Here is a 25,739-nt window from a genome sequence, read left to right as displayed (position 1 = left end):
GGGCCGTCTTCCCTGATTCGCCATGGGGTCAAGGCTACTCGGCGAGCGGCCTCGGCACCTCCGACCGCGGGGCGGGGGGCGTGACTGCGAGCTTCCGCTGCGCCCGGCGGATGAGTCCTGCGGCGCCGCCGACGAGCAGCAGCACGCCCGCGGTCAGCAGGAGGATCGTGATCATCGTGGGCGGGGTCAGAGCCACGAGTCCGCCCGCGACCGCGTCTCGGCGGTCTTCGTCGGCGAGCATCCAGAGGGCACCGGCCGCGACGGCGGCGAATAGGAGACCCCAGATGATGGCGGCCCAGCGGGTGCGGGGCGGGGTGGTGGTCGTCTCGGTGATCGTCGGCGTGCTCATCACTGGTCTTCCTTCGCGGGCTCGATGACGACGACGGCGATCTCGCCGCTCGTCTGATGGATGGTGACCGGCTGGACCGTGGTCGTCGAGGCGTTCTCCGCGGCGATCTTCACAGACACGGACGAGTTTCCGCCGCGTTCCTCGACGGGCCAGACGCCGCTGTCCACGATCCCTCCTCTTTCCTCGTCCTGCCGCGTCCAGGACACGGTGGCCGTGTCGACGGTGGCCCGCAGATCGAGTTCCACTCCCGGCTGGACGTAGATGAAGGTGTTCCCTGAACCCTTGTCCACCACGATCGACCGGGGGCCGTCGTCGTGCGGGCTCAGCGTGACGTACGCATCGCCGAAGGGCTGGCGGACATGAGCGGGCGCATTGTTGCCGATCGAGGCATAGCCGAGCGTGACGCCGGGGAAGGCCGAGACCGCGCCGACCACCAGTCCGCTCACGAGGGTGAGCACGGTCGCGAAGGCCAGGAAGCCGCTCCGCCGACGAAACGCCCCGGCGACGATCATCCCGAGGGCGAGGATGAGGGCGGCAGCGAGCAGACCCAGCGCTGCGCCGAGGGTTTCTCCACCGGTGACGAGACCGACGGCGGCGCCGGTGATGATGGCGAGCCCGATCATGGTCGCCGCGAACGCGAAGCCCGCCCGCGGGTTCGACGCCCGGCGGATGCGGCGACGCTCGGCCGCCTCCGCGGCGAACACGGCTGCCTCGGCCTGACGCTCACGGCGCAGCTGGTCGCGGGCAGCCCGCTCGGCATCCTGCTGTTGACGCCGCCACGCTTGATCCTGTTCCTTCCAGGCGGCGTGCTGGGCGCGCCAGGCCTCGAGGGCGAGAGGGTCCTGCGACCCGGGGGGCAGAGGCGCCGGCGGTGCAGGCGGGGTCGGTGCGAGCGCGGCATCGGGTGCGGCGGGCTCCGTCACGGTGTCGGCAGCGGCAGACGCCGCCGTGGGGAGAGTGGCGTCCGCCCCCTCGGTGGTACCCGAACCATCGAGGGGAGCGGACGCGACCGGGGCCGTCTGATCTGCGGAAGCCATCGGCAGATCGGACGCGGAAGCACCCGGTGTGCGGCTGGCAGCACGCACGATCAGGAAGAGCAGGCCGGCGACGAGCACGAGCCCGAGGATCCAGCTGATGACGGAAAGAGCGGACCAGCCGTCGTATCCGAGCCCGAACAGACGGCCGGCGAGGGGAGCGGTCGGGAACAGGCCGATGACGGCCATCGCCAGGATGCCCCATTGCACGGGCTGGTAGTCGCGACGCAGGAGATCACGCACGTGCACACGTCCGTCGAGGTCGGGCAACAGTGCCCACGCGGCGGCGTAGAGGAAGATCACCGGCAGTCCGAACAGGGCCGCGACCACGAGGACCCCCCGCACGATCAGCGGATCGATGCGGAGGCGTGCGGCGATGCCGGCGGCGACGCCGCCCAACCAGCCTTCGGAACGTGCGACACCGAGACCCGCGACCCAGAGCAGGAAGCGATCGGCACCGCGCGGGATGTCGGTGCCCTGAGCGCCGACGGCCGGCGCGGCGGGATCGGCGGGGGGCGGGGGCGCAGTCGGAATCGTCATGCTTCGATCCTGGCGGCGGCACGGGGATGCCTGCCATGGGGGGAACCCCTGAGCGACCCCTGATTCTGGCCGGGGGAGCACCCCGAGCGACCGTGCGGGTGATTGGATTGCCACATGTCCTCTTCGGCGCACGCTCCGGCGCGACCCCCGCGCGTGGCGGCCCCGCCGCGCCCGCCGCTGACCCGTGATCGCGACTGCCTGGTCGCCGGTGTCTGCACCGGCCTCGCACGTCATCTCGGCGTGCGGGTGTGGATCGTACGGGCACTGTTCATCGCCCTCACCCTGTGCGGCGGCGCGGGAGTGCTCCTCTACGCCTGGTGCTGGATGTTCACGCCGTGGCAGGAGGGAGAGAACGCACCGACGAGGCGGATGCCTGTGGCATGGCTGCTGCTGGCTCCCGCGGCTGTGGGGATGCTCGTCGTGCTGGTCTGGCGCGGGGGCAGCGACTGGTTGAGCGGATCGATCCCGCCCGACCTCGCCGCGGCGGTCGTGGGCGGTACAGCGGCGTTCGCCACGGGTGCCGGGCTCTGGGCCACGCTGATCGACCGCACCGACACGGCCCGCGGACCCCGGCACACCATGAGCATCCGGATCCTCTCGATCCTGTTGCTGGCACTGTTGTTCACGATCCTGCTGTCCTGGCCCGTCGCTCGATCCGGCGTGGCACTCGTGCTCCTTCCCCTGGCCGGACTCGCGGCGGTGGTGTCGTCGACGTTGATCCCACGGTGGCGGGAGCTGTCGGGCGAGCGCGTGCGTCGCATCCGCGAGGAGCAGCGCAGCCAGATGGCAGCACACCTGCACGACTCGGTGCTGCAGACGCTGGCGCTGATCCAGAACAGGGCGGGCGCATCCAGCGAGGCCGCACGGCTCGCGAGGGCGCAGGAACGCGAGCTGCGCGCGTGGCTGTACGACGGGGACGCTCCGGCAGACAGCGATCTTCCCACCGACCTGCGCGACTATGCGGGAGCGCTCGAACTCGACTATCCGGTGCGCATCGACGTCGTCTCGGCCGGCCTGTCGACCGAACGTGCGAGCGGGGAGCTCGCGGCGGCCGCCCGAGAGGCGATCCTGAACGCAGCCCGTCATGCGGGTGGCGAGATCTCGGTGTACATCGAGGGCAGCGCCTCGGGTGTCGACGTCTTCATACGCGACCGTGGCGTCGGATTCCAGCTCGACGACGTGCCGAGCGATCGTCTGGGCGTGCGGGAGTCGATCATCGGACGGATGCGCCGTGCGGGCGGCAGCGGAGCGGTCCGCAGCGACGAGAACGGCACCGAGGTGCACCTGAGAATCACGACGGGTCCGCACCAGGATCGATCGGCCGTACGTCCGACACCCCCTCGGGAGGAGAACCGTGACTGACAGCATCCGGGTCGTGATCGTCGACGACCACTCGATCTTCCGCTCCGGTCTGCGTGCCGATCTCGATGCGAGCGTCGACGTGGTGGGTGAGGCGGCCGACGTGCCCTCCGCCATCGCTGTGATCGGCGAGACGCAGCCGGATGTCGTGCTCCTCGACGTGCACCTTCCGGGGGGAAGCGGCGACGATGCGGCTGGAGGCGAAGCCGTGATCCGCGGTTCGTCGCCCACCACCGCGCGGTTCCTCGCACTGAGCGTCTCCGATGCGGCGGCCGACGTCGTGCGGGTGATCCGCGCGGGTGCCAGGGGCTACATCACGAAGGGCTCGTCCGGCATCGAGGTCAGCGGCGCGGTGCGGGCGGTGGCCGACGGAGACGCCGTGTTCTCGCCGCGACTGGCCGGCTTCGTGTTGGACGCGTTCGGTGCGGTCGCCGGAGAGACCGCGACAGCGACCGACGAGCTCGACCGGCTCTCGGCGCGCGAGCAGGAGGTCATGCGCCTGATCGCCCGCGGTTACGCCTACAAGGAGGTCGCAGCCGAGCTGTTCATCTCGATCAAGACGGTCGAGACGCACGTGTCGTCCGTGCTGCGGAAGCTGCAGCTGTCCTCGCGTCACGAGCTCACGGCCTGGGCGTCGGAGCGGCGCCTGCTGTAGTCGTGACGAAACACCGGCTTGTGCGTCGGGTCGATTCGCGAGACTCTGGCCTGGAATCGAACCGGATGCCGAGCCGTCGGCAACACAGCGGGACGGGGCGAACATGCGTGTGTCAAGGGCCTTCGGAGCGATCGGTGCGGTCTCGTTGCTGGCCTTCGCCTTCGCGCTCGCTTCGCCGCCACGGCAGGCCTCGGCCGCCGAGATCGGGGATGTGTTCACGTCGATCACGATCTCCCCGGTGCTGGGAACGCCGTGGCAGCAGACGGGCGACCCCACGGCGATTCCCGATGGATCGCTCGTCGATGTGTCCTTCGCCTTCGTCGTCCCCGACGAGGCCACGGCCGGCGATACCGCCAGCATGACGTTCCGGAGCAACGGGGGTGTCACGACTTCGGTCGCCGACCTGACGTCCTTCCCCATCCTGTCCGAGGACGGTGAGACGATCGCTGTCGGCACCGGGGCAGGGGACACCGTGACGGTGACCTTCGCCCCGTATGTGGATTCGCATACCGCCGTCGGCGGTTCCGGGACCTTCCAGGCCCGGGTGAGTGCCGCGGCTGCCACACCGACACCGTCGGCGTTCGGCATTCCGATCGCGGTGTCCAGCGGCGAGTTTCCCGCCACGGTGAGGATCTACCGCGTCACCGACCTCAGCGCTGAGGTTGTCGGCGTGCGTGGAGCGGTGCTCGACGACACCTCCCTGGAGTGGAGGTTCTTCAGCGCCATTCCGTTGTACAACCTCGATCTCGCCCTGATGGATGGCGCCACCGCCGTGGATTGCGCGGCGCTGCAGCTCGAGTACCGCGATGCCGCGTGGACGACCGGCGATCCGTATCCGGACGACACGCAGTTCGGTGCACCGGTCGGTGTCGCCACAGCGGATTGCACGGCCGTATCGCCGGGACTCGATTCGGCCACGCAGGTCGTCAGCGTCGTGCCGGAGGCGCAGGTTCCGGCGGGAACACTTCGCGAGTTCCGGCTCATCGCCGGCATCACCTCGGACGAGCAGCCTGAGTTCCAAGCCGTGCTTGCGACGACCGATGCGGGGTCCACGCAGACTGTCTCGTTCGTCGGGTTCGCGGAACGGCAGACCGCACGCGGCGTCGGGCAAGGAACGCTCATCCCGCTCCCACCCGAGCCGGACCCCGACACTTCGGGCGGCGGCACGACGCAACCCGACACGCTGGCGGACAGCGGAGTGTCCCCGAGCGCGCTACCAGGACTCGGCATGGCACTGCTCGCGCTCGGTCTTCTCGTGGTCGCCGGCACACGTCGGATCGGGCCTCCGGCCAGGCAGCAGTAACGTCGCCGAGGCCTCACGCGATCAGGCGGCGAGCCACAGACCCTTCTGATCGGTCGCGATGGTGAGCCCCGCGGCGACCGTCTCGTCATCGCCGATCCTCGCGCCGCGGACGATGCGCGCTCCGGCGCCGATGTCGGTGCGGACACCCACGTAGGCGTGATCGCCGATCGCCGCACCGTGGCCGACGTGCGCGTGCGCGTCCACGAACGCGCCTTCGCCGATCACGGCGTCTTCGTCGATCCAGGCGCCGCGGGCGATGGTGGCCCCGGCGCCGACGCGCGCTCCCGGTTCGATATAGGCACCCGCCTCGATGTGCGCCTTCGGGTGCACCTTCGCGCCGTGCGCGACGAGACCCCGGCCGTTCGCGTGCTTGCGATACCGCAGCGTCGCGCCCTGGTCGTTCTCGATGTCGACGTAGTTCTTGCCCACGATTCCTCCCGTGCTCCGGAGTTCTCCGGATATATCAACAACCACGGCAGGGGCGGATTCATTCCCTCGGATGGATGTGGTCAGCGTTGGCAGGACGGACACCAGAAGGTGACGCGCTCGCGCGTCGGATCGGCGCCCTGCTCGCCACGGCGGATCGGGGTTCCGCAGCGTCGGCACGGCCGCCCGGCGCGGCCGTACACCCAGGTGCCCTGACCAGGGCGGTCGATGCCGGTGAAGGTGCGGTGGCGGCGGTCACGATTGGCGCGGATGGTGCGGACGCCGAGGTCGAGAAGGGCGGCGACATCGACTTCCGGCGTCGGCGTGGTCGGCAGGATTCCCCGCAGGAACAGGAGTTCTGCTGCGTACTCATTGCCGAAGCCCGCGACATTGCGTTGATCGAGGAGGGCGACGTGGATGCTGCGTGTATCGGCCCCGAGGAGCCTGACGGCCTCTGCCGCATCCCAGTCGTCGCCGAGGGGATCGGGCCCCAGGTATCCGACGAGCTGCTCCTCGTCGCGGGTCGGGACGGCTTCGATCTCGGCGATGTCGACGCCGACGGCCTCGCCGCGCGCCGTGCCGACGATCGCACGCACCTTGAAGGCCGGATGCCGCCACTTCTCTCCGGGGCGATAGGTGAACCAGGCGCCGTCCATGCGCAGATGTGAATGCAGTGTGCTGTCGCCGATCCGCATGAGCAGATGCTTGCCGCGTGGGACCACGGCATGCACCGGTTGACCCGTCAGGTCGAGTGTGGCGAAGCGAGGGACGCGGAGGTCGAAGCGGGTGACCTCCGCGCCGGTCAGGGCCTCGTCGAGGCGCCGGGCCGTACGGAAAACGGTGTCGCCCTCGGGCATCAGGAAGCCCCGAGGGGCGCGGGCGGGGGCGGCGTCGGGGTCGTCGTCGTGGGCGGTGCAGTGGTTCCGGCACGCGCGAGCATGTCGCGCGCGAGCATGTCGCGCGCGAGCATGGTGCTGCCTGCGACCGCGGCGGGCATGATCGCGACGGCGCCGCCGGGGATCAGGAAGCAGAGCTGAGTCGCCACGCCGAAGCCGAACACCCGTGCCCTGCTGCCGGAGAACAGCGCGGCCCGGTCGGCTGGGCTGAGATCGCGGGCGTCGAAGGCGCGTCCTGTGAGTTCGCGCGCGAGCAGTCGACCGGTGAGCACGACACCGGTGATGGGGCCGAGGAATCCGCCAACGGCGGGAATGAGTCCGATCAACAGCACGAGGATCGCGATCAGGACACCGAGCAGCACCAGTCGGAGCCCCTCGCCGACAGTCGTCCAGAAGCTGCCGCCGTCGGCCGGGGGAGCCTCGCCGAGGTCGACCTCGACCGCGTGCCAGATGCGCTGGTAGAACGGGTCGCCGATGGTCAGCGTCAGGGCGCTGAACACGACGCTGGCCAGAGCGAGTGCGGCTGCGACGATCACGAAGCTCACCGCAGACCGCAACAGTCCGCGCCACGGTTCGAACCAGCCCTCGGCGAACGGCGTCAGCCAGGTGGAGACCGACGGCAGAGAGATGATCAGCGGCACGAGTGCGGCGGCGAGCAGAGTCAGGGCGATGATCGCAGGGATCAGCCCGAGCACCATGAGACCGGGCCGGGTGCGCCACAGCCCGAATCCCCGCAGCAGCGTGCGGATGCCGGTGACGAGCTCTCGGATCATGGCTTCCAGCGTAGGTGCATCGCTCAGACCGTCTTGCGGAGGGTGTACCCGCGCGGGGTCGACACGAAGCCCGCCTCCTGCAGGGCGAGCGCGAGGTCGGTGCCGTAGACGCCCTCGCCGTTGATCTTCTCGACGGTGAGGGTATCCAGGCGCCGGCTGCGCGCGGTGGCGGCGAGGTCGGAGGCCGCGGACCTCAGCACCTCGCCGTCGTCGCTGAACGACAGCACCGTGCGGCCGCCGCGTTCCAGAGAGAGCACGAGGGCACCGTCGACCAGCACCACCAGTCCGCCGGCCTTACGGCCGGGACGGTGGGAGACGCCGTCGAGCTTGGGCCAGCCGAGCGCCGCGCCGTACGGGTTCGCGGGGTCGGTCGCGGCGAGGGTGACGGCCTTGCGGGGTGGCGGGTCGGCGAGACCCGCGTAGGTGCGCAGCCGGTCGACCGTTCCGGAGGCGGCGAATTGCGCGGCGCCGAGCTTCTCGATCACGTAGCCGCGGCGGCAGTGCCCCGCCTCTTCGAAACCGGCGAGCACCCGGTAGGCCTGCGCGAAGCCGCCGGGAACGCCCTCGGCCTGCACGGCGCCGCGGGTGACGACACCGTAGCGGTCGAGCAGGAGGCCGGCGGTGACGGTCGCGCGGCGGGCGGGATCGGTTTCGAGCGCGGGCAGCAGCGACCAGCGCCCGCCGATCGACGGCGGGCGGGGTGCCGCCGTCCCGGTGAAGGACACGCCGCGGTAGGTGCGGGCGCGGGGCGCACGGCGTTTGACCTTGTGCGCCTGCGAGCCGCCGGTGAGGAGGGAGCGGATCGGGGCGAAGGTGTCGTTGGTGACGTAGCCCGACCATGTCAGTGACCACAGCGCTTCGAGCACGGACTGCTCGTTCTCGGCCGCCGCCATGTCTTTCAGCTGGCCGGCGAAGTAGGCGCCGCCCACGTCGAGGGCGATGAGGATGCGGGATTCCAGGGAGTCGGATGCGATCTCGGTGCCGCGCTCCGGGAGGGTGAAGGGCGCGATGTCGGCCGGATGCAGCGACACCCAGCCGTCCCGTCCAGGGAGGGTGCCGTGTCCGGACCAGATGACCTCGCCGGATGCCGTCAGCTCATCGAGCATCGCGGGGGAGTAATCGCGCACGCGTGAGGGCAGGATCAGCGATTCCCATGCACTGGCGGGGATCGGCACTCCGGCGAACTGCTCGATCACGTTCAGCACCCCGTCGACGCCTTCGAGCGGCCGACCGATGTGCTGCCAGTCCGGCAGGAATCGGGCATACGCCTCGGGGGAGACCGGTTCGACCGATCCGCGGATCGCGGCGAGCGATCGCATTCGGAGGCGACGCAGCACCTCGGTGTCGCACCACTCGATGGCGTCTGCGCTGCCGGCCGCCTCGGGCAGGAAGTAGCCGCTCGTGAGGCGACCCGCGGCCTCGAGGCGCTGCAGCGTGTGCCGGGCGACGGCGGCGCCGAGTCCGAATCGGCTGGCGACGGCATCCGTCGTGAACGGGCCGTGCGTGCGGGCATGGCGGGCGACGAGGTCGCCGAGCGGGTCGGCGACGGGTTCGAGGAAGGCTACCGGGATGCCGGTGGGAAGGGCCGCCCCGAGCGCGTCGCGCAGGCGACCGGCATCCTCGATCGCCGCGACCCGGCTCGTGCCGGCGATCGTGACGGGGATCGCCCGGCGCGCGGTGATCAGCTCGTCGAACAGGGCGGCTGCCGAGGTGTCGGCGATCGACTCGGGGTCGAGGCGGGCCGTGGCCTCGTCGACGTCGAGCGGTCCGAGCATCCGCAGCAGGTCGGCGACGCCCTCGAGTCCGCGGGCACGGCGCTCGGGGTCGAGACGCTGCGCCTCGCGCTCGAACTGGGCGATCACGTCGGGGTCGAGCAGCTCGCGCAGCTCGACCGTGCCCAGCAGCTCGCCGAGCAGTGCGGGGTCGACCGAGAGCGCGGCCGCTCGGCGCTCGGCGAGAGGGGAATCGCCCTCGTACATGAAAGCGCCGACGTAGCCGAACAGCAGGTCGCGGGCGTACGGCGACGGTTGGCCGGGCTCGGTCTCGACGAGACGGATGCGGCGGTCGGCGATCGAGGTCGCGAGCATGCGCAGGGAGGGGAGATCGTAGACGTCCTGCAGCACTTCGCGCAGTGTCTCGAGGATCACCGGGAACGTCGGATGGCGTCTGGCGACCTCGAGCAGTTGAGCCGATCGCTGTCGCTGCTGCCACAGCGGGGTGCGCTTGTTCGGATTCATGCGGGGCATCAGCAGTGCCCGTGCCGCGCACTCGCGGAAGCGGGAGGCGAACAGCGCGGAGCCGCCCACCTCTTCGGTGACCAGATGTTCCAGCTCGTCGGGCTCGAAAACGAACAGGTCGGCACCGGGCGGTTCGGCCTCGGCGTCGGGGATGCGCACGATGATGCCGTCGTCGCTCGCGACCGCCGACCCCTCGACGCCGAGGCGCTCGCGCACCCGGGCGTTGATCGCCAGGGCCCAGGGTGCGTGCACCTTCATGCCGTAGGGGGAATGCAGGATGACACGCCAATCGCCGACCTCGTCGCGGCCGCGCTCGACCGTGAGCGTGCGGTCGGTCGGGAGTGTGCCCGTCGCCTCGCGCTGCTCGGTCAGGTGCGCCATGAGGTTCGCGCGCGCCTGTTCGTCGAGCCCCGCGTCTATGAGCCGCTGCGCCGCCTTCTCGGGCGCCGCAGCCGACACCTCGCGGGAGAACGCGCCCAGCGCCTCGCCGAGTTCGAACGGGCGGCCGATCCCGTCGCCGTGCCAGAACGGCACCTTGCCCGGCTGCCCGTAGGCGGGGATCACGTTGACGCGGTCGTGGGTGATCTCCGCGATCCGCCAGCTCGTGGTGCCGAGCGTGAACACGTCGCCCACCCGCGACTCGTAGACCATCTCCTCGTCGAGCTCGCCGACCCTGGCGCCCGTCGACTCGCCCGCGACGAAGACGCCGAACAGGCCGCGGTCCGGGATCGTGCCGCCGCTGGTCACCGCGATGCGCTGCGCGCCCGGCCGCCCGGTCAGCGTGCCGGCATCGCGATCCCACACGAGTCGCGGGCGCAGCTCGGCGAATTCGTCGGACGGGAATCGACCGGCCAGCAGATCGAGCGTCGCCTCGTAGGCCGAACGCGGAAGGGCCTGGAAGGGCGCCGACCGGCGGACCGTCTCGAACCACTCCTCGACGCCGATGGCTCCGAGGGCGCTCGCCGCGACCGTCTGCTGCGCGAGGATGTCGAGCGGGTTGCGCGGCACCTGGATCGCCTCGATCTTGCCCGCGAGCATCCGCTCGGTGACGATCGCGGTGTGCAGCACGTCGCCGCGGTGCTTCGGGAAGAGGGCGGCTCGACTGATCTCGCCCACTTGGTGACCGGCACGGCCTACCCGCTGCAGACCGGAGGCCGCTGACGGCGGCGCCTCGACCTGGATCACGAGGTCGACCGCTCCCATGTCGATGCCGAGCTCGAGGCTGCTCGTCGCGACGACGCACCGCAGCACGCCCGACTTGAGCTCCTCTTCGACCTGTGCTCGCTGCTCCTTCGATACCGAGCCGTGGTGCGCCTTCGCGAGCACGGGGTCGGCACCCGCGGTGGCTCCGGCCTGCGCCATCATGGCGGCCGGCACGGTCGCCGCCGGCAGCTCGACGCCGATCCGCTCGGAGTAGATCTCGTTCAGACGCCCCGTGAGGCGCTCGGCGAGGCGGCGGGAGTTGGCGAAGACGATCGTCGAGTTGTTCTGCAGGATGCGGTCGACGATCGCCTCCTCGACGTGCGGCCAGACGGAGCCGGTGACCTCGGAGTACTCGGCATCGGCCGCATCCCCGGGCACACCGGGAGGCGGCGGCGGGTTGGTCATGTCGTCCATCGGCACGACCACGCCGAGCTCGAAGGTCTTGGATGCCGGGGGCGCGACGATCTCGACCGGCGCCGATCCGCCGAGGAACCGAGCGACCTCGTCGATCGGACGCACCGTGGCCGAGAGGCCGATGCGCTGAGCCGGAGCCTCGATGCCGTTCGCGCGGCGCAGCGCATCGAGGCGCTCCAGGCTCACCGCCAGGTGTGCGCCGCGCTTGGTGGCGGCGACGGCATGCACCTCGTCGATGATCACGGTGTGCACGCCGCGCAGCGTCTCGCCCGCGCGGCTCGTGAGCATGAGGTACAGCGACTCGGGGGTGGTGATGAGGATGTCGGGCGGGTCGGACACGAGCTTGCGCCGGTCGCTCGAGGTCGTGTCGCCCGAGCGCACGCCGACGGTCACCGCCGGCGCCGGGACTCCGAGTCGTCTCGCCGACTGCCCGATACCGATCAGGGGCGAGCGGAGGTTGCGCTCGACGTCGACGCCGAGCGCCTTCAGCGGGGAGATGTAGAGGATGCGCGTGCGTGGCTCGCCCTTCGCCGGAGGGGCGGTCTCTGCCATGCGCTCCCGGAACACGCTGTCGATCGCCCACAGGAAGGCCGACAGCGTCTTGCCCGATCCGGTCGGCGCCACCACGAGCGCGTGCTTGCCCGCGGAGATCGCGTTCCAGGCACCCGCCTGCGCCGGCGTGGGCGCGGGGAAGGCCCCCCGGAACCAGTCCTGCGTCGCGGGGGTGAAACGGTCGAGCACGTCGCTCATCCCTCCATCTTCGTCGAGGCCGGGGACATCGGGGTCGTGACGAGGTCGGCGGAGGGGAGGACGCCTCCACGACTGAGCCTGTTCTCGCCACGGTCAGTGGGCGACGGTGGGGCGTCGTACCTCAGTACGAGGCCCCTCCCTAGTAGGCACTCCGGGCCGACGCGACGGGGTGGCCTCCGCTCATACCGTCTCCCTATGCCCACCGAACACACCGCCTCTCGCCCTGCCGGAACCACTCTCCGTGTCATCGCCTCGATCGTCGGAAGCGTGCTCGTCGCCGTCGCGCTGACCATCATCTGGGTCGCCCGTCTGAGCATCGATCGGGTCCTGTACGTGAGCGGACTCGGGGCCGCCGGCGAGCCGACCGCGGAGTGGTTCGAGCTCGCGCTGCTGCTTCTCGTCGCCGGTGGCTTGGCTGTCGCATGGGCTGCGCGCGGACTGCGTTCGACGGTGCCGTGGCTGAGCATCTGGTCGCCGTCTTTCTCGGTGGCGATGGCGTCGTCGCTGTTCCTGGTGGCTTCGCAGGTCACGTGCACGACCGGGTGCCCGCTGCCGGTGGGACCCGCGTTCACCTGGCAGGATCTGGTGCACACGACGGTCGCCGTGCTCGCCTTCGCCCTCGCCGCGTTCGCGATGCTGCAGGTCTCGTTCGCGGAAGGTCGGCGCACGCTCCGCGTGCTCTCGCTGGGCGCGGGGGTCTCGACCGCCGTGATCGCCGCAGCGGGAGGCATCCTCTCCCTGCTGCAGTTCCGCACGGACGTCGGCAGCATCTTCGAGCTGGTCGCGACCACCATCGGCATGGGCTGGCTCGCGATCCTCGGAATGGACACGGCGGTCGCGCAGCGGCGCCGACGGGTGCGGCGCGAGACGTGGAAGCCGGTGGTGCCGCCCCTCGACCTGCACCCGAGCACCTCGCGCATCACCGCGACGGGTTCGCTCATCGCCGTCTCCCGCTGAGGGAACCCGACGTGCGGTGCGTAGAGTCATCGTATGCGAGAGTCAGCATCCGCCGGCGAGAGCGGGGTCCGGGCGGTGGACCTGCCGCGGCCGCCGGGGGTCATCCGGCGGTTCTGGGGAAATCATCCCTGGCTCTTCGACGGCCTGCTCGCCTTCGCCTACCTCGTCGTGAGTGTGTTCTGGGCGGTGGTCGCTCCACTCTCTTCGGGCACCTGGTCGCCGCTCGCTCCGATCGTCGTCCCCATCGTGCTTGGCGTCCTCGCCGCTGCCGGACTCCTCGTCCGCAGGCATCGGCCGTGGCTCACGTTCGGGGTGTTCGCGGTCGTCGCGGTGGTGGCGCTCATCGCCGACACGCCGGCCGAGCCGATCGGCGTCGGGTTCGCCCTCTACGCGCTCTTCGTCTACCGCTCGAATCGCAGTGGATGGATCGCCTTCGGTGTGACCGTGCTGGCCGGGGTCGTGGTGCTCCCCGCTCTGGACTGGCTGCGCCGCGGTGCCCCCGATGGCGGCTTCACGTATGTGCCCGGCAGCCTGCTGTTCCTCGTCGTGATGCTGATCGCGGCGCTCCTCGGAGTCACCGTGGGTGACCGGCGCCGCTACATCGGGGCGATCCTCGACCGCGCCAACCAGCTCGCGCGCGAACGTGACCAGCAGGCGCGGATCGCGACCCTGGCCGAGCGTGCCAGGATCACCCGCGAGATCCACGACGTCGTCGCGCACAGCGTGTCGGTCATGGTGTCGCTCGCCGACGGCGCTGGCGCCCTCGCGGAGAAGGACCCGCAGCGTTCCCGCAGCGCCATCCAGGAGATCGGCGAGGTCGGACGCCAATCACTGGTCGAGATGCGTCAGCTGCTGGGTGCGCTCGGCGACGATACGGGCGACGGCGAGGAGCAGAGCCCGTTGCGCCCCAACCCCGGACTGAGTGAGCTCGCCGCGCTGGTCGAGACGTTCCGCACCGCGGGTCTGCCGGTCACGGTGCGCATGCAGGGGGCGGTGCCCGCGTCGCCTGCGCTGCAGAACACGATCCACCGCATCGTGCAGGAGGCGCTCACGAACGCGCTGCGTTACGCCAAGGACCCGCGTGAGGTGCTCGTGAACCTCGACTTCCGTGGAGAGATCTTCGTGATCGAGGTCACCGATGACGGACGGCAGGGCCCGCCTGCGGCCTCGGTCGGATCGGGCCGCGGCCTCGTGGGTGTGCGGGAGCGTGCGCGGCTCGCCGGCGGCACGGTGGAAGCCGGTCAGCTGCCCGAGGGCGGATGGCGCGTGCGGGTGGAACTTCCCGAACAGGAGGAACAGGGATGACCGAGGAGAAGATCCGGCTGCTCATCGTGGATGACCACGAGCTGATCCGTCGCGGTATGCGGATGGTGCTCGACGCCGAAGACGACATGCAGGTGGTGGGCGAGGCCGTCTCGGGCGCGGAAGCCGTGCACCTGGCGGCCGATCTGCGACCCGATGTGATCCTGATGGACATCCGGATGCCGGAGATGGACGGGATCGAGGCGACCCGCCGCATCGTGCGAGGCACGCCGTCGAGCCGGGTGCTGGTTCTCACGACCTTCGACCTCGACGAGTATGCGTTCGGGAGCCTCAGAGCGGGAGCCAGCGGGTTCCTGCTGAAGAACACTCCGCCCGCGCAGCTGACCGCCGCCATCCGAGCGATCGCCGCCGGTGACGCGCTCGTCTCGCCGCGTGTCACACGGTCGATGCTCGACCTGTTCGCCACACGTCTTCCCCGCCAGTCCGAGGCGGTCGATTCACGGCTGGACGTGCTGACCGAACGCGAGCGGGATGTGTTCCTCGCGATCGCCAAGGGATACAACAACACCGAGATCGGCGAGAGCCTGTTCGTGTCGGAGTCGACGGTGAAGACCCACGTCGGCCGCATCCTGCTGAAGCTCGATCTGCGTGACCGTGTGCAGGCCGTCATCCTCGCGTACGAAGTCGGGCTGGTCTGACGGTTCCGGTGCGACGGTGGCGCGCGCCGAGGAACCGAGTCCCCGGCACGCGCGCACCGTCCGCCGCGCGTCACGGCTCCAACGAGACCTCCTGAAGCGCACCGTCGGCGTCGATCTCGAGTGTCAGGTCGAGGTCGAGCCGTCGCAGGAACGCATCGTCGTGACTCACCACGAGCACCGCACCGCGGTACGCGCGGAGGGCGTCGACGAGCTGGTCGACCGTGTCGAGGTCGAGGTTGTTCGTCGGCTCGTCGAGCACCACGAGGTGGGGTGCCGGGTCGGCGAGGAGCAGCTTCGCCAGTGCGACGCGGAAGCGCTCGCCACCGGAGAGGGCGGCCACCGGACGCTCCGCAGTGGCCCCTCGGATGAGGAAGCGCGCGAGCCGGTTGCGCAGCTCCTTCTCCGGCACGTGCGGCGCCGCAGCGGCGATGTTCTCGAACACCGACCGCTCCTCGTCGAGGCCATCGACCCGCTGCGGCAGGTAGCCGATCAGGTCGGTGTGGGCCTCCGCATGCAAGGGCGGCCGCGCACAACTGCGGACTTCCATCTCGGATCCGCCTTCCTCCTGGCCCTGCGGCTCGATGGAAGTCGCTTCTCCTGAATTGTGAACACCGGTGGCGACCAACCGCTCCAGCAGCGTCGTCTTCCCTGCGCCGTTGCGCCCGATCAGCGCGACCCGCTCCGGCCCCTGGATCACCCACGCGCGCTCGTGATCGCCGACCGTCGCGATGCGGCGGCTGCGTGACACTTGCGGATCGGGCAGTTCGATCTTCATCGACGCGTCAGAGCGCACACGTCGCCCCGCCTCGTCGAGCACAGAACGCGCCGCGTCCTCCTTCGCCCCGACCTCGGTGCGGAGCTTGCCTGCCGACACCTCGGCCGCCATCTTGCGGCCGTGGGCGACGATCTTGGGGACGCGCTTCTCGATCTCGGCCTTCTTCGCCGTGCGCGAGCGGTGGGCGAGCTTCACCTCGGCCTCGATCCGTTGGCGCTTCTCCTTTCGGAGCACCTGGGCGGCGGTGACCTCGGCCTGCTTCGCGGCATCCTGCTCGGCGTCCAGCCACGTGCGCCACTCCGAGTACGGTCCGCCGAACACGCTCAGCGTCTGGGCGTAGAGCTCGGCGGTGTCATCCATCAGCTCGAGCAGCGAGAGGTCGTGGCTGACGACGATGAGCGTGCCCTTCCAAGCCCGTATCATCGCCGCGAGCGTCGCCCTCGCGTCGCGGTCGAGGTTGTTGGTCGGCTCGTCGAGCAGCGTTATCGGTGCGCGGCGCAGGCGGATGCCGGCGATCGCCACGAGCACGGCCTCGCCGCCGGACAGCTCGCCGACCCTGCGATCGAGGAACTCCGGGGCGAGACCGGCCTCCGCCAAAGACGCCTCGGCGCGCGCCTCGATGTCCCAGTCGTCGCCGACCGCGTCGAAGTGCGCGGGGTCGACGTCGCCGGCGCTGATCGCCCGCACGGCGTCGAGCGACTCGGACACTCCGAGAAGCTCGGCGACGCGGCGGTCGACATCGAGAGTCAGTTGCTGCGGCAGGTACGCGACCTCGCCGGAGGTCGAGACGATGCCCGAGGTCGGTTCGAGCTCGCCGGCCATCAGCCGCAGCAGCGTGGACTTGCCCGCGCCGTTGCGACCGACGAGGCCGGTTCGCCCCGAACCGAATGCGCCGGAGACGCCGTCGAGCGCGACCGAGCCGTCGGGCCAGGTGAAGGTGAGTCGGTCGAGGACGACCGACGCATGAAGAGTGGTGGGAGTTGACATGAGTGTCTCCTGTCGAGTGCGAGGGTGCACTGACACCGAGCCCCTGCCGGGCCGTGACACGCGTCACAGGATGCGAGAGGAGAGGGTCTGCCGTGGAGTCGGCGATCGTCGGGTCAGCGCGCGGAAAGAAGAGCGCGGAGGCGACGGATCAGATCAAAGGACTTCCAGACACGGCGGACAGGACTCCCCGACGATACCCGCGGTTGTCAGGATCGCGCAACCCCCGGGCGTGTCGAGCATCCGTCGTGCGGGGGATGCCGTCGAGCCGGCGGGTCCGTACCGTGGAGTCATGGCTGATCAGGATCCGAGTCCGCAGGAGTCGCGTGCGCGCATGGGCCTGGGCGTGGGGCTCGCGCTCGGGGTGGCGATCGGAGCGTCGATGGGCGCCGCCCTGCAGAACTGGGCGCTCGGCATCGGGATCGGAGTGGCGATCGGCGTCGCTCTCTCCGTCGCCATCACGTCGGGCGGAGGTTCCCGCCCAGGAAGCCAGCCTGCGGGCGAGGCTGACGACGACCCCGACGGCGGCACTGACGGCGATTCCGGCGCTTCCGCGGAGAGGCCCGACGAGAAGCCGGAGCGCTGATCAGCCTGTGGTGATCCCTTCCAGCCATTTCGTGAGGAACCGGTGCACGTCGGTCAGCTCCTCCTCGGAGATGCTGTGGGTGAGGCCGGTGTACACGCGACCGGACAGCTCGGAGTGCGCTGGCAGCCATTGCGCGGTGTGATCGATCAACGCGGGCGGGATGACGTCGTCGTGCGTGCCCCGACCCCAGAACACGTGTGGGCGCAGTTCTGCCAGCGACTCGTCGTTCGGCAGCTCGCCCGGTGCCGCATACCCGCTCAGGACCGCGACGGCGCCGAACCGCTCCGGGGCCAGGCGGAGGGCCTGCAGCGACACCGCCGCGCCCTGCGAGAAGCCGAGCAGGGCGACCGAGGGGGCATCGGCCGCTGTGGTGTCGAGCCAGCGCAGGAACGCCTCGGCGGCGGCGGTCACGGCGTCGGAGCTGCGCCCGTCGAGTCCTTCGATCGGGTACCAGGAGCGCCCGGGCATGGGCCACGGCGGTGCGAGGGGCGCGGCGACGGACGCCACCGCGATGCCCTCGGGGAGGGAGGGGACGAGTCCGAACAGGTCGTGCTCGTCGGCACCGTAGCCGTGCAGCAGGACCAGCAGCGGCATCCCCCCGCGGTCGGGGGACGACCATCTGGTCGCGGTGTCGTCGATCGTCAGGTTCTCGCTCACACCGTCATCCTGCCAGGGACGACAGACGTGCACGCGGTGTCGGTTCGGGGAGGCGGCTGGTAGAAAGGACACATGGCCGTCCGCACACCTGATCCCGATCCGGAGCCCGATGACGACGGTCTCGGCGACTTTCCGGATTCGAACCGGCCCGCGCCTGACGCGAATCCTGGCTGGCTGAGCGAGTTCGAGCTCGAAGAGGCTCGGCGTCGACTGCCGATGCTCTACGTCGAGGCGATCCCGGTGCGCACCGACGGCTCCGGCCAGGTGATCGAGATCGGCATCCTGCTGCGCTCCACTCCGATGGGGGAGATGACCCGCACGATCGTGTCCGGCCGTGTGCGATTCGGCGAGACGATCCGCGACGCCCTCTTCCGCCACGTCGAGAACGATCTGGGACCGATGGCCTTCCCGCTGCTGCCGCCTCAGCCGCTGCCGTTCACGGTGGCCGAGTACTTCCCGATCCCCGGGGTGAGTGCGTTCCACGACGACCGGCAGCACGCGGTGTCGCTGGCCTACGTCGTGCCGGTGACCGGCACGTGCGAGCCGCGTCAGGATGCTCTCGAGGTCACCTGGTTCTCGCCGGAGGCCGCTGGCTCCGACGCGGTCGCCGCCGAGATGGAGAACGGCCGGGGCACACTCATCCGTCAGGCGCTCGCGAGCCTCGGTCTCCTGCGCTGACGTCTTCTGCGCTGACGCTCGCGGAGGGTCAGGCCGTGGTGAGGCGGGAGAGTTCGGCGACGAACGCGTCGACGTCGGCTTCCTCGGTGTCGAAGCCGCACATCCAGCGGACTTCCTTGCGCGCCGCATCCCAGTCGTAGAAGCGGAACGAGTCGCGGAGCTGGTCGGCGACGCCGTCGGGCAGCGTGGCGAAGACGCCGTTCGACTGGGTCGGCTGCGTGAACCCGACACCCCGGATGGAGCCGTCGGCGATGCCGGCCTCGATTTCGGAGCGCAGGCGGGCGGCCATGGCATTCGCGTGCTGGGCGTTGCGCAGCCAGAGGTCGCTCTCGAGCAGGGCGATCAGCTGAGCCGACACGAACCGCATCTTCGACGACAGCTGCATGTTGAACTTGCGGGAGTACTTGAGCCCGTTCGACGCCTCGGGGTTCAGCACGACGATCGCCTCGCCGAGCATGGCGCCGTTCTTGGTGCCGCCGAAGGTGAGCACGTCGACGCCGGCATCGCGGGTGAATGCGCGCAACGGCAGGTCGAGGGCGGCTGCGGCGTTCGAGAGCCGGGCGCCGTCGAGGTGCAGCTTCATGCCGCGCTCGTGCACGTGGTCGGCGATCGTGCGGATCTCGTCGGCCGTGTACAGCGTGCCGAGCTCGGTGGTCTGGGTGATCGAGACGACAAGCGGCTGCGCACGGTGCTCGTCGCCCCAGCCCCAGGCCTCGCGGTCGATCAGCTCGGGGGTGAGCTTGCCGTCGTCGGTGGGGACCGTGAGCAGCTTGAAGCCGCCGATCTTCTCGGGGGCCGCAGCCTCGTCTACGTTGATGTGCGCGGTGGAGGCGGCGATCACCGCACCCCAACGCGGCAGCATCGACTGCAGGCCGGTCACGTTCGCGCCGGTGCCGTTGAACACCGGGAACGCCTCCACGCCATCGCCGAAGTGCTCCTGGAAGACCTCCTGCAGGCGCGCGGTGTACGCGTCCTCGCCGTAGGCGCTCTGGTGGCCGCCGTTCGCCGCGGCGATCGCCGCGAGGATGTCGGGGTGGATACCGGAGTAGTTGTCACTGGCGAAGCCCCGGATCGCGGGGTCATGCTGGATGCTCACCTCCCCAGCCTAATTGTCCGGCCGCTGCTCCCGGTCCGACATGGGGTCCACTTCCGCCCAGGGGGTTCCGGATGTCGGAGGCCGGTCCTACCCTCTAAGGCATGGAGCGCACCGCAGCGAAGAGAGCCTTCGCCAACGTCCTCGTCAACACGCTCATCGCGAACGTGACGACGAGCTTCCTGTGGTTCGCGCTCACGTTCTGGGTGTACATCGAGACGCAGTCGGTGCTCGCCACCGGAATCATCGGTGGTGCCTACATGCTCTTCGTCGCGTTCTTCGCGATGGCGTTCGGCACGATCGTCGATCGAAACCGCAAACACACCGTCATGGTGATCTCGAGCGTCATCTCGGCCGTCGCATTCCTCGTGGCAGGGGTGCTCTACCTCTGGCAGCCCGAGGCGGCGCTGCTCGATCTGGGCGGACCGTGGTTCTGGCTGTTCTCGGGCATCATCCTGTTCGGTGGAGTGATCGAGCAACTGCGCAACATCGCGCTGTCCACGACGGTCACCCTGCTCATCCCCGAAGAGCGACGGGCGAACGCCAACGGCCTGGTCGGCACAGTGCAGGGCATCGCGTTCCTCGTCACGAGCGTGTTCTCCGGGCTCTCTATCGGCTTTCTCGGCATGGGCTGGACCCTCGCGATCGCGATCGCCGCCATGGCGCTCACTTTCGTGCATCTGCTGTTCGTGCGCATCCCCGAGGGCACCCCTGAGCCCGACCCGAACGCGTCGAGCGCGCTCGACTTCCGCGGCAGCGTGCAGGCCATCCGCCTGGCTCCCGGCCTCTTCGCCCTGATCATCTTTTCCACGTTCAACAACCTCATCGGCGGCGTCTACATGGCGCTCATGGATCCGTACGGGCTGACGCTGTTCGACGCCCAGACCTGGGGGTTCGCGCTCGCGTTCGCCTCGACCGGGTTCCTCGTCGGCGGTGGCCTGGTGGCCAAGTTCGGTCTCGGCCCGAAGCCGATGCGCACGATGCTGCTCGTGGTCATCGCGATGGGACTGCTCGGGTCGGTGTTCATGCTGCGCGAGTGGTGGCCCCTGTACGTGATCGGCATGTGGGTGTACATGGCGCTGGTTCCCCCGGTCGAGGCTGCGGAGCAGACCGTGATCCAGAAGGTCGTGCCGTTCCAGCGACAGGGCCGCGTGTTCGGTGTGGCGGCGGCGATGGAGGCGGCGGCGGCTCCGCTCACCGCATTCCTGATCGCGCCGATCGCCGAGTTCCTGATCATCCCCTACATGAACACCGCCCAGGGGCAGCGGCAGTGGGGGTGGCTGCTCGGCGAGGGCGAGGCGCGAGGTATCGCTCTGATCTGTCTGTTCGCCGGACTCATCATGGTCGTCGCCGCGACCCTGGCGTTCTTCACCCGCTCGTATCGCAAGCTCACCGTGCTCTACGCCGAGGCTCCGGAGCAGGAGATCGCGGGGTCAGCGGAGGAGGCCTCGGACCGGACCGCGGACGAGGGCGAGACCGAGTCCGTCGAGACCCGCCGGATGGACGCGCCGCCCGTCGTGCCGGGGATGCCACCCGAATCCGGGTGATCAGGCCAGGCGATCACGCCAGGCGATCACGCCAGGTCGAACACCCGATCGTTGAGTTCGGCGGCGTCCTCGTCCCACAGAGCGACGACCCGCGCCGCCAGCGCTTCGGGGTCGAGCGCCTTCGCGCGGAACACGAGGGATGCGGTGCGCAGCGGTTCGCCCGCCTCACGTGCAGCCTTGGCGTAGCCCTGGGCGACCGCCCTGCTCCAGGCCTCGCTCGCAGCCTTGACCGCCGCGTAGTTCGCACCACCGGCGAGGGGGCGCGCGACAGAGGTGGAGGACACGATCGCGAAGCGTCCGGCTCCGGAGGCGCGCAGGGCATCGTCGAACGCCCGGCTCGTGGCGCGCACGGCTTCGAGTGCCGGCAGCAGGGCGGCGAAGTTCTCGTCCGACTGCCCGGCCAGGCCTCCACCACCGCGCCAGCCGCCTACCAGTGGAACCACTGCATCGACGGGGCCGAGCCGTGAGGCCAAAGCGGTCATCTCCTCGAGCGAGGTCGCATCGGCGACCTCGACCTGAGCGCCGGCATCCGCGAGCTCCCGCAGGCGTTCGGCCGAGCGACCGGTGGCGATGACGCGGGCGTGCGCGGCGATCAGTGCGCGTGTCACGGCGCCGCCGGCAGTGCTCGTGGCCCCGGCGAGGACGACGGTGCGTCCGGCGGTGTTCGAATCGGTGCGTTCAGCCATGTCGTCCACTCTTCCGGATCGGAGGGGCGTCTGCGGCCGGAACCTGCGGGAGAATCCGCAGAACAGGTTCCGGCCGCAGCGCGGTGCGCCCCAGCGTCACACTCGGAACGCGCGCAGTGCGCGCGTGGTCATCAGTCGTCCGTGCCGCGAATGCCGACGGTCGATTCGATGACGGGTTTCATCTTCTTGTCGAGGGTCTCGAAGAACATCGACAGCGGGAACTCGTCGTCCATCACGGCATCCGTGTAGCCCTTCGGCGCTCCGGCGAGGATCTCGTCCGAGAGTCCGCGAGCCCACTGAGATGCCGGGTGCGGGGTGAGCGTGCTGCGGACGAGCTCGTACGCGGCGAGCCAGTGCGCGACCTTCGGGCGGTCGATCGAGTGCCAGTACAGGTCATCGATCGCATCTCCCAGAGCCACCACGGCGTCGGGCACGTTGTCCCAGTCGAAGGCGAGAGCGGTGTCGGTCCAGTGCAGCACGCCGCGCTGGTGCAGCCACGCGAACAGCAGCTGCCCGCCGACCGCGTCGTAGTTGCGTGTGCGGGTGCCCGTGATCGCGAAGCGGAAGATGCGGTCGAAGATCACCGCGTACTGCACGAGGTGCGCGTAGTCGTGCATCTCCTGCTCGGTCGCGGTGAGCTCTTCGCCGGCGTCGATGCGTGCCGCGAGGGCGCGCTCGATCTTCACGGACTCGCGGAACGCCGTCATGTCGCAGCGCATCTCCTCGAGCGAGTAGAGGAAGAACGGCATCCGCTGTTTGATCATGAACGGGTCGAAGGGCAGATCGCCGCGCATGTGGGTGCGGTCGTGGATGATGTCCCACATCACGAACGTCTTCTCCGCCACCTGCTGGTCCTCCAGCATCGCGGCGGCGCGCTCCGGCAGATCGAGGTTGGTGATCTCGGCCGCGGCACGGGTGACGCGACGGTAGCGGGCCGCCTCGCGGTCCTGGAAGATCGCGCCCCACGTGAAGGTCGGGATCTCGCGCATCGCGACGGTCTCGGGGAACAGCACGGCCGAGTTCGTGTCGTACCCGGGCGTGAAGTCGACCAGACGCAGCGACACGAACAGCTTGTTGCCGTAGTCGCCCGCTTCGAGCGCCGCGATGAACTCCGGCCAGATCGTCTCGACGATCAGCGCCTCGACCAGACGGTCGCTCGACCCGTTCTGCGTGTACATCGGGAACACGACGAGGTGACGGATGCCATCGACACGATGCTGCTGCGGCTGGAACGCCACGAGCGAGTCGAGGAAGTCGGGCACACCGAAGTCCGAGGCGGACCAGCGGTCGAAGTCGACCACGGAGGCGGCGAGGTACTCGGCATCGTGCGGGAAGGCCGGGGCGAGTGCACGGATCGCGGACGTGATCGCACCGACGAGTTCGCGGGCCGCGGCGTGGTGCGCGGCGTCCGGGATCGAGCCGTCTTTGATCTGCATCTCGCGGATCGCGATCGCCGCGTCCTTGAGCTGTGCCCAGGCGGTCGACTGCTCGGCGATCGCCGCGTCCTCGACGACCTCGGGTTCGCCGACGATGGCCTGAACAGCGGAACTGTTGGCGGAAAGAAGGGACATCGGGACCTCCGATCGGAGCTTTTGACGGAAGGATTCCTGCACAAACGGAATCCTGACGATAATCTTACAGCCATGGATGACTCTGTCGACCGCGCGATCCTGACCGCGATCTCCCGTGACGGCCGTGCCACGCTCTCGCAGCTCTCGGACGCGGTGGGGCTGTCGGTCTCGGCGGTGCAGTCGCGCCTGCGCCGGTTGGAGACGAGGGGAGTCATCTCCGGGTATCAGGCGATCCTCGATCCTGAGCAGGTGGGCACGCCGCTCTCGGCGTTCATCGAGATCACCCCGCTCGACCCTGCGCAGCCCGACAACGCGCCGGAGCTGCTCGAGCACCTCGACGCGATCGAGGCCTGTCACTCCATCGCCGGTGACGCGAGCTACATGCTCTTCGTGCGGGTTCCGTCCCCGCGCGCGCTCGAAGAACTGGTGCGCGACGTGCGGCTCGCGGCGAACGTCAGCACCCGCACGACCGTGGTCCTGCAGACGTACTACGAGCACCGGCCGATCATCCCGGTGGGCTCCACCGAGTAGTCGGACGGGCGGGCGTCAGAGCATCGCGCCGACCATCGCCTCGCCCAGCGGTGTGCGCAGATGCAGCATCCTGGCGCCGTCGCGTTCGCTGGCGATGAGACCGCCGCCCCGCAGCACCGAGAGGTGGTGCGATGCCGTCGATATCGCGATGTCGGCATCGCGTGCCACCTGCGAGGTCGTGCGGACCGTGCCGGCGCCGAGCAGGATGGCCGCTCGCGCCGGCCCCAACAGGGCGCTGAGGGCGTCGGCGATCTCGGTGGCGTCGCGGGCCCATCCGGCTGTGACTCCCCGGGCGGGATAGAACAGGGTGGGCTGTGCCGGCGGCTCGGTGAGCACCATGCATCCCCATGACGACATGACGGACGGAACCAGGACCAGGCCGCTTCCCCGGCAGTCGACCTGTTCGCTGTGGCGGCGCAGCGAGACGCGGACGGCACCGGACCCCCAGGTCACCTGTCGGTGCAGATCGCCGGCCATGCCGGCGATGCCCGCGCTCGCCATCGTGCGTGTGCGGACGGCGATGTCGGCGCGCAGCAGCCGGTCGAGCTGCGGCCACACCGGGGCGAGTGCGGCGTCCCACACGGCGTCCCACGCGTCGGCGATCAGGCTGCGGGCACGGGCGGGGCGGTCCCGCATATCGCGGAGAGCCTCTCGCCGGGCTCCGCTCGACCGCGCCACCATCTTCCCGAAGTCGACGCGCATCGGGTCGAGGGGTGCGTCACGAAGCTCGTCGAGCTCGATCTCGGGCGTGAGGTCCCAGCGGGGTGTGGTCGTCAGGAAGTCGGGCAGGTAGCCGTCGTCGCCGATCACGGTGGCGAGCAGCGCGACGTCGTCGCGGGGGAGGCGGTCGCGCACGGAACGCAGCCACCCCCATTGCAGGGGGTGGGCGGTCGGTCGCCGTAGTACCCGTACCGCGTGCGCGAGCTCGTGTCCGGGCGAGATGCCGAACCGCACCGCCTCGACGTCACCCGGGCTCAGGTGGAACTCGACGCGGTGATCGGGGTGCTCGACGCCCTCGATCGGGCCGGAGTTTCGATCCACGTCGAAACTCTAGGGACTCTTCGCGAGTCTGTCGAGACTGGTGCCATGAACAGCACATCACTATCGAACGGGGTCGTCTCCGGGGCGGACATCCGCATCGGTACGGGCGGCAGCCGCAGGTTCGTGGGGGCCGAGCACGGCGCCGAGGTGTCGTACTTCTTCGTCGAGAATCAGCCGGGGGAAGGGCCGGGGCTGCACTGGCATCCCTATCCTGAGACCTGGGTCGTGATCGAGGGCATTGCCTCGATCACGGTGGGCGAGGAGACTTTCGTGGCCGGCGCGGGAGACACGGCCACCGGGCCCGCCTTCATCCCGCACCGCTTCACCAACGTGGGGGACGGGGTGCTTCGGATCATCGGCATCCACGCCTCCGCCACCATCATCCAGACGTTCCTCGATGAGGACTGACCACAGGAGCACCGATGTCCTTCCAGGCATACCTCGACAACATCGAGACCAAGACCGGCCTCACCCCACGGCAGTTCATCGAGCTCGCGACCGAGAAGGGGTTCGACAGCACGACCAAAGCCGCGCCGATCGTCGCGTGGCTCAAAGAGGACTACCAACTCGGTCAGGGGCACGCCATGGCGCTCGTGCACGTGATCACCAAGGGGCCGCAGATCAGCGACAAGCACGTGGGCACGGGCGGTGCCCACGGCGACGCATCTGACACCCTGTGGCTCGACGGCAAGGACAGCAATCCGAACCCGTGATGGGCTGTCCCGCTGAGGTC

Annotated in this window: 24 protein-coding genes; 12 read left to right on the top strand and 12 right to left on the bottom strand. The window is 69.8% G+C overall.

Annotated features, from left to right (window positions below):
* Positions 1–34 precede the first annotated feature (34 nt).
* Positions 35–349: a hypothetical protein gene (locus ACIQLD_RS08500; protein WP_402607262.1), complete on the bottom strand. Its 315-nt coding sequence runs from the start codon at positions 347–349 to the stop codon at positions 35–37.
* Complete coding sequence (locus ACIQLD_RS08495) at positions 349–1,923, bottom strand: PspC domain-containing protein (protein WP_402607260.1); 1,575 nt, start codon at positions 1,921–1,923, stop codon at positions 349–351. The genes ACIQLD_RS08500 and ACIQLD_RS08495 overlap by 1 nt, the downstream gene beginning before the upstream one ends.
* Before the next feature lie 114 nt (positions 1,924–2,037).
* Here ACIQLD_RS08495 and ACIQLD_RS08490 point away from each other — a divergent pair, with 114 nt between their 5' ends.
* From ACIQLD_RS08490 to ACIQLD_RS08480, 3 genes are all read left to right on the top strand, one after another.
* Complete coding sequence (locus tag ACIQLD_RS08490) at positions 2,038–3,285, top strand: PspC domain-containing protein (RefSeq protein ID WP_402607257.1); 1,248 nt, start codon at positions 2,038–2,040, stop codon at positions 3,283–3,285.
* On the top strand, positions 3,278–3,937 hold the full coding sequence (locus tag ACIQLD_RS08485; RefSeq protein ID WP_402607254.1) for a LuxR C-terminal-related transcriptional regulator: 660 nt from the start codon (positions 3,278–3,280) through the stop codon (positions 3,935–3,937). Before ACIQLD_RS08490 ends, ACIQLD_RS08485 begins: the two co-directional genes overlap by 8 nt.
* 103 nt (positions 3,938–4,040) lie before the next feature.
* Positions 4,041–5,240 carry an Ig-like domain-containing protein gene (locus ACIQLD_RS08480; RefSeq protein ID WP_402607251.1) on the top strand — a complete coding sequence of 400 codons (1,200 nt, stop codon included), beginning with the start codon at positions 4,041–4,043 and terminating at the stop codon, positions 5,238–5,240.
* A 21-nt stretch (positions 5,241–5,261) separates the two neighbouring features.
* On the opposite strand, the gene ACIQLD_RS08475 is transcribed toward ACIQLD_RS08480, so the two are convergent.
* From ACIQLD_RS08475 to ACIQLD_RS08460, 4 genes are all read right to left on the bottom strand, one after another.
* Positions 5,262–5,669, bottom strand: a complete 408-nt coding sequence (locus tag ACIQLD_RS08475) for a DapH/DapD/GlmU-related protein (protein WP_017829277.1) — start codon at positions 5,667–5,669, stop codon at positions 5,262–5,264.
* A gap of 80 nt (positions 5,670–5,749) precedes the next feature.
* Positions 5,750–6,523, bottom strand: a complete 774-nt coding sequence (locus ACIQLD_RS08470; protein WP_402607247.1) for a DNA-formamidopyrimidine glycosylase family protein — start codon at positions 6,521–6,523, stop codon at positions 5,750–5,752.
* A complete protein-coding gene (locus ACIQLD_RS08465) occupies positions 6,523–7,335 on the bottom strand; it encodes an EI24 domain-containing protein (protein WP_402607244.1) in 813 nt (270 codons plus the stop codon). Before ACIQLD_RS08465 ends, ACIQLD_RS08470 begins: the two co-directional genes overlap by 1 nt.
* A gap of 23 nt (positions 7,336–7,358) precedes the next feature.
* Positions 7,359–11,939, bottom strand: a complete 4,581-nt coding sequence (locus tag ACIQLD_RS08460; protein ID WP_402607242.1) for an ATP-dependent helicase — start codon at positions 11,937–11,939, stop codon at positions 7,359–7,361.
* A gap of 195 nt (positions 11,940–12,134) precedes the next feature.
* Here ACIQLD_RS08460 and ACIQLD_RS08455 point away from each other — a divergent pair, with 195 nt between their 5' ends.
* Genes ACIQLD_RS08455 through ACIQLD_RS08445 form a run of 3 tightly spaced genes read left to right on the top strand, consistent with a single transcriptional unit; the run spans position 12,135 to position 14,857 of the window.
* Positions 12,135–12,896 carry a DUF998 domain-containing protein gene (locus ACIQLD_RS08455; protein ID WP_402607240.1) on the top strand — a complete coding sequence of 254 codons (762 nt, stop codon included), beginning with the start codon at positions 12,135–12,137 and terminating at the stop codon, positions 12,894–12,896.
* Between the two features lie 33 nt (positions 12,897–12,929).
* Positions 12,930–14,201 (top strand): sensor histidine kinase, encoded by a 1,272-nt coding sequence (locus tag ACIQLD_RS08450; RefSeq protein ID WP_402607238.1) that lies wholly within the window; start codon positions 12,930–12,932, stop codon positions 14,199–14,201.
* Positions 14,198–14,857, top strand: a complete 660-nt coding sequence (locus ACIQLD_RS08445) for a response regulator (protein WP_402607236.1) — start codon at positions 14,198–14,200, stop codon at positions 14,855–14,857. The genes ACIQLD_RS08450 and ACIQLD_RS08445 overlap by 4 nt, the downstream gene beginning before the upstream one ends.
* Positions 14,858–14,927: 70 nt before the next feature.
* On the opposite strand, the gene ACIQLD_RS08440 is transcribed toward ACIQLD_RS08445, so the two are convergent.
* Positions 14,928–16,619 carry an ABC-F family ATP-binding cassette domain-containing protein gene (locus ACIQLD_RS08440; protein WP_402607234.1) on the bottom strand — a complete coding sequence of 564 codons (1,692 nt, stop codon included), beginning with the start codon at positions 16,617–16,619 and terminating at the stop codon, positions 14,928–14,930.
* A gap of 289 nt (positions 16,620–16,908) precedes the next feature.
* Here ACIQLD_RS08440 and ACIQLD_RS08435 point away from each other — a divergent pair, with 289 nt between their 5' ends.
* On the top strand, positions 16,909–17,202 hold the full coding sequence (locus tag ACIQLD_RS08435) for a hypothetical protein (RefSeq protein ID WP_402607232.1): 294 nt from the start codon (positions 16,909–16,911) through the stop codon (positions 17,200–17,202).
* On the opposite strand, the gene ACIQLD_RS08430 is transcribed toward ACIQLD_RS08435, so the two are convergent.
* A complete protein-coding gene (locus ACIQLD_RS08430) occupies positions 17,203–17,859 on the bottom strand; it encodes an alpha/beta hydrolase (RefSeq protein ID WP_402607230.1) in 657 nt (218 codons plus the stop codon). It lies immediately after the preceding gene.
* 72 nt (positions 17,860–17,931) lie between these two features.
* Between ACIQLD_RS08430 and ACIQLD_RS08425 the strand changes: the two genes are divergently transcribed.
* Positions 17,932–18,537, top strand: coding sequence for an NUDIX hydrolase family protein (locus ACIQLD_RS08425; RefSeq protein ID WP_387178284.1), 606 nt, complete (start codon positions 17,932–17,934; stop codon positions 18,535–18,537).
* Positions 18,538–18,565: 28 nt separating this feature from the next.
* On the opposite strand, the gene ACIQLD_RS08420 is transcribed toward ACIQLD_RS08425, so the two are convergent.
* Positions 18,566–19,633 (bottom strand): threonine aldolase family protein, encoded by a 1,068-nt coding sequence (locus ACIQLD_RS08420; RefSeq protein ID WP_402607227.1) that lies wholly within the window; start codon positions 19,631–19,633, stop codon positions 18,566–18,568.
* Positions 19,634–19,734: 101 nt separating this feature from the next.
* On the opposite strand from ACIQLD_RS08420, the gene ACIQLD_RS08415 reads away from it, so the two are divergent.
* A complete protein-coding gene (locus ACIQLD_RS08415; RefSeq protein ID WP_402607225.1) occupies positions 19,735–21,177 on the top strand; it encodes an MFS transporter in 1,443 nt (480 codons plus the stop codon).
* A 26-nt stretch (positions 21,178–21,203) separates the two neighbouring features.
* Here ACIQLD_RS08415 and ACIQLD_RS08410 read toward each other — a convergent pair whose 3' ends face one another.
* Together ACIQLD_RS08410 and ACIQLD_RS08405 are read right to left on the bottom strand one after the other, a co-directional pair.
* The gene (locus ACIQLD_RS08410; RefSeq protein WP_402607223.1) at positions 21,204–21,863 is read right to left on the bottom strand and encodes an SDR family NAD(P)-dependent oxidoreductase; all 660 of its coding nucleotides are present in this window, start codon (positions 21,861–21,863) and stop codon (positions 21,204–21,206) included.
* A 131-nt stretch (positions 21,864–21,994) separates the two neighbouring features.
* The gene (locus ACIQLD_RS08405; RefSeq protein WP_402607220.1) at positions 21,995–23,434 is read right to left on the bottom strand and encodes a DUF6421 family protein; all 1,440 of its coding nucleotides are present in this window, start codon (positions 23,432–23,434) and stop codon (positions 21,995–21,997) included.
* Between the two features lie 72 nt (positions 23,435–23,506).
* On the opposite strand from ACIQLD_RS08405, the gene ACIQLD_RS08400 reads away from it, so the two are divergent.
* A complete protein-coding gene (locus ACIQLD_RS08400; protein ID WP_017829260.1) occupies positions 23,507–23,965 on the top strand; it encodes an Lrp/AsnC family transcriptional regulator in 459 nt (152 codons plus the stop codon).
* 15 nt (positions 23,966–23,980) lie between these two features.
* On the opposite strand, the gene ACIQLD_RS08395 is transcribed toward ACIQLD_RS08400, so the two are convergent.
* Entirely contained in the window at positions 23,981–25,006 is a 1,026-nt protein-coding gene (locus ACIQLD_RS08395) for a DUF5937 family protein (protein ID WP_402607217.1), read from the bottom strand.
* Positions 25,007–25,051: 45 nt separating this feature from the next.
* On the opposite strand from ACIQLD_RS08395, the gene ACIQLD_RS08390 reads away from it, so the two are divergent.
* Complete coding sequence (locus tag ACIQLD_RS08390; protein WP_402607214.1) at positions 25,052–25,414, top strand: cupin domain-containing protein; 363 nt, start codon at positions 25,052–25,054, stop codon at positions 25,412–25,414.
* A 14-nt stretch (positions 25,415–25,428) separates the two neighbouring features.
* Entirely contained in the window at positions 25,429–25,719 is a 291-nt protein-coding gene (locus tag ACIQLD_RS08385; protein WP_402607212.1) for a DUF4287 domain-containing protein, read from the top strand.
* Positions 25,720–25,739: the final 20 nt, after the last annotated feature.

It is taken from the genome of Microbacterium sp. NPDC091662 (assembly GCF_044756705.1).
In the GTDB taxonomy this organism is placed as follows: domain Bacteria; phylum Actinomycetota; class Actinomycetes; order Actinomycetales; family Microbacteriaceae; genus Microbacterium.
Note: the sequence above shows the minus strand (reverse complement) of the source record. Positions and strands in the feature narration are given on the sequence as shown.